This window comes from Variovorax sp. CAN15, from assembly GCF_030462475.1.
Classification (GTDB): Bacteria; Pseudomonadota; Gammaproteobacteria; order Burkholderiales; family Burkholderiaceae_C; genus Variovorax.
In genome coordinates, this window is the sequence record NZ_JASMRZ010000161.1 from 1 (window position 1) to 3,363 (window position 3,363).

The window sequence follows — 3,363 nt, forward strand, 5'->3', positions numbered from 1 at the left end:
GAGCGTGAAAACGCGGCGCGAACCGCAGCCGCAGCCCGTGCACCAGCAGATCGCCCAGCACGCACGGCAGCAGCCCGAAGCCATCGCGCTGCTGTTCGCAGACGAGGCCTTGAGCTACGCCGAACTCGACGGGCGTGCCAACCGACTGGCGCATCGCCTGATCGCCCTGGGCGTCAAGCCCGACATGCGCGTGGGCATCGTGATGGAGCGCTCCATCGAGATGATGGTGGGCATCCTCGGGATCCTGAAGGCCGGCGGCGCCTACCTGCCGCTGGACCCGGAGTATCCAGCCCAGCGCCTGGCCTACATGGTGGAAGACAGCGGCATCGAATTGCTGCTCGTGCACGGCGCCACCCGTAGCCACATCGCCGGGCGCAGCGGCCTCGTGGTGCTCGACGTCGACACCCTCGACCTGTCGAGCGAACCCGACACCGACCCGCAGGTCCCGCTGCACGGCGAGAGCCTGGCCTACGTCATCTACACCTCCGGCTCCACCGGCAAGCCCAAGGGCGCTGCAGTGCGCCACGCGGCGCTGCACAGCTGCATGGCCTGGATGCAGCGGGCCTATGGCCTCGAGCACGACGACACCGTGCTGCACAAGGCACCCTTCGGCTTCGACGTGTCGGTGTGGGAGATGTTCTGGCCCCTGAGCGCTGGAGCGAGGCTGGTCGTCGCCAACCCCGGCGATCACCGCGACCCCGAGCGGCTGGTGCAGCTGATCCAGCACCACCAGGTCACCACGCTGAACTTCGTGCCTTCGATGCTGCAGGCCTTCCTGGCGCATCCGGGCATCGAGGCCAGCACGCGGCTCAAGCACATCATCGTGGGCGGGGAGGCCATGCCCGCGCAGACGCAGAGGGAAACGCTGCGGCGCCTGGGCGGCGCCACCTTGCAGAACCTGTACGGCCCGACCGAGACCACCATCCACGTCACGCGCTGGACCTGCAGGGACGACGGGCAAAGCCTGGTACCCATCGGCCAGCCCATCAGCGGCACCAGCGCCCATGTGCTCGATGCCGAACTGAACCTGGTGCCGCGCGGCGTGGCCGGCGAGCTGTACCTCGGCGGCGTGAGCCTGGCGCGCGGCTACCTGAACAAGCCGGGCCTGAGCGCGGAGCGCTTCGTGGCCGACCCCTTCGGCAACGGCGACAGGCTCTACCGCACCGGTGACCTCGTGCGCTGGAACGCCGAAGGCCAGCTCGAATACCTGGGGCGCATCGACCACCAGGTGAAGATCCGCGGCCTGCGCATCGAGCTGGGGGAGATCGAGGCCCAGCTGCTGGCGCAGCCGGAGATCAGGGAGGCGGTGGTCGTGGCGCGGGAGATCGCGGGCGCGACAGCCCTGATCGGCTATGTGGCCGCCCATGCGGGGCAGGCCATCGATGCGGAAGTGCTGCGCGAGCGCCTGGGCCGGCAACTGCCCGACTACATGGTGCCGCGCGCCATCGTCAACTTGCCCGCGCTGCCGCTGAATGCCAACGGCAAGGTGGAGCGCAAGGCGCTACCGGAGCCGGAACTGGCGCAGGGCCGGGGCTACGAGGCACCACAAGGCGAGCTGGAGGAGACCCTGGCGGCCATCTGGGCCGAGGTGCTGGGGCTGCGCAGGGTGGGGCGCGGGGACAACTTCTTCGAGCTGGGCGGGCACTCGCTGCTGGCGCTGCGGCTGCTGGAGCGCATGCGTGCGCGGGGCCTGCAGGCGCAGGTGCGCATGCTGTTCGAGCACCCGGGGTTCGCGGCGTTTGCGAAGGCGCTGGCGCAGGATCAGGGGCGCGCGCAGGTGCAGGTGCCGCCCAACGGCATTCCGCCGGGGTGCGAGGCGATCAGCGCGCAGATGGTGACGCTGGTCGCGCTCGATGAACAGGAGATCCGGCGCATCGAGGCGGCGGTGCCGGGTGGGGCGGCCAACATCCAGGACATCTACCCGCTGGCGCCATTGCAGGAGGGCATCCTGTTCCATCACCTGATGCTGGCCGAGAGAGACGTCTACGTGACGCCGCAACTCCTTGCCTTCGAATCGAAAGACCGCCTGGAGGCGTTCATCCGGAACCTGAACCAGGTGATCGCGCGCCACGACATCCTGCGCACGGCGGTGCTGTGGGAGGCGTTGTCGGAGCCCGTGCAGGTTGTCTGGCGAGAAGCCCGGCTGCAACTCGAATGGCTGGGCGTGGCCGCTGGCGGCGATGTGCTTGCCAACCTGAATGCCGCCGCGAGCCGCCGCCGCATCGACGTGCGCCACGCCCCGATGATCCGTGCCATCGCGGCCGAAGATGCCGATCGGCAGCGCTGGCTGCTGCAACTGCCGAGCCACCATCTGGTGCTCGACCATGCCACGCTGGAGTTGATCGTCGAAGAAGTTGCCTTGCTTGCGAACAGCCGGCATGAGGCGCTGCCCGCACCCGTTCCGTTCCGGCGCTTCGTGGCGCAGGCCCGGCTGGGCGTGAGCCAGGCAGAGCACGAAGCCTTTTTCACCCGGATGCTGGGCGATGTGGACGAACCCACGACGCCCTTCGGTTTGCTGGACGTGCGAAGCGATGGCGCTCGCGTCGAGAAGGCTGTCCTGCCGTTGGAGGCGGACCTTGCCGCCTCGCTGCGGCACGAAGCCCGCCGGCATGGCGTGAGCGCGGCCTCGCTGTTCCACCTGGCCTGGGCGCTGGTGTTGTCCAGGGCCACGGGCAAGGACGACGTGGTGTTCGGCACGGTGCTTTTCGGCCGCATGCAGGGCGGCGCGGACGCGGATCGGGCAATGGGCCTGTTCATCAACACGCTGCCGTTGCGCATTCGTCTGGGTGCTCTCGGCGTCGAGCAGTGCGTTCGGGAAACGCATGCGGCGCTGACGCGGCTGCTGCACCACGAGCATGCAAGCCTGACGCTGGCGCAACGCTGCAGCGCGCTGCCGGGAAGCACGCCGCTGTTCTCGGCGCTGCTGAACTATCGCTACAGCGCCGCGATCGAGAAGAAGGATTCCGCCGCCTGGCAGGGCATCGAGTTCCTGGGCGGGGAGGAGCACAGCAACTACCCTTTCGACATGTCGGTGGACGATTTGGGCGAAGGCTTCGAGCTGACCGCACAGGTGCATGAGTCGGTCGATGCCCGGCGCGTGTGCGGCTTCATGAATGCGGCCGTACGCGCCATCGTGGAGGCATTGGTCGCGCAGTCGCAGCAGCGCGTGTGCGAGCTGGATCTTCTGTCGGACGATGAAAGGCGCTGGCTCGGTCGCTGCAGCGTGAACACGCAGCTGGAGCCGGATGCGCAGCCGGTGCACCGCAGCATCGCGCGCCATGCGCGGCTGCGGCCCGAGGCGACGGCGGTGTTGTTCGCAGACGCGGCCTTGAGCTACGCCGAACTCGACGGCCGCGCCAACCG

The 3,363-nt window shown here is 68.8% G+C and carries 1 protein-coding gene; it reads left to right on the forward strand.

Annotated elements, in window-relative coordinates; all coding sequences use genetic code 11:
- Window positions 1-37: 37 nt before the first annotated feature.
- Window positions 38-3,363: amino acid adenylation domain-containing protein (locus QMO14_RS32945; protein ID WP_367618193.1), on the forward strand; the 3,326-nt coding region annotated here is incomplete at its 3' end.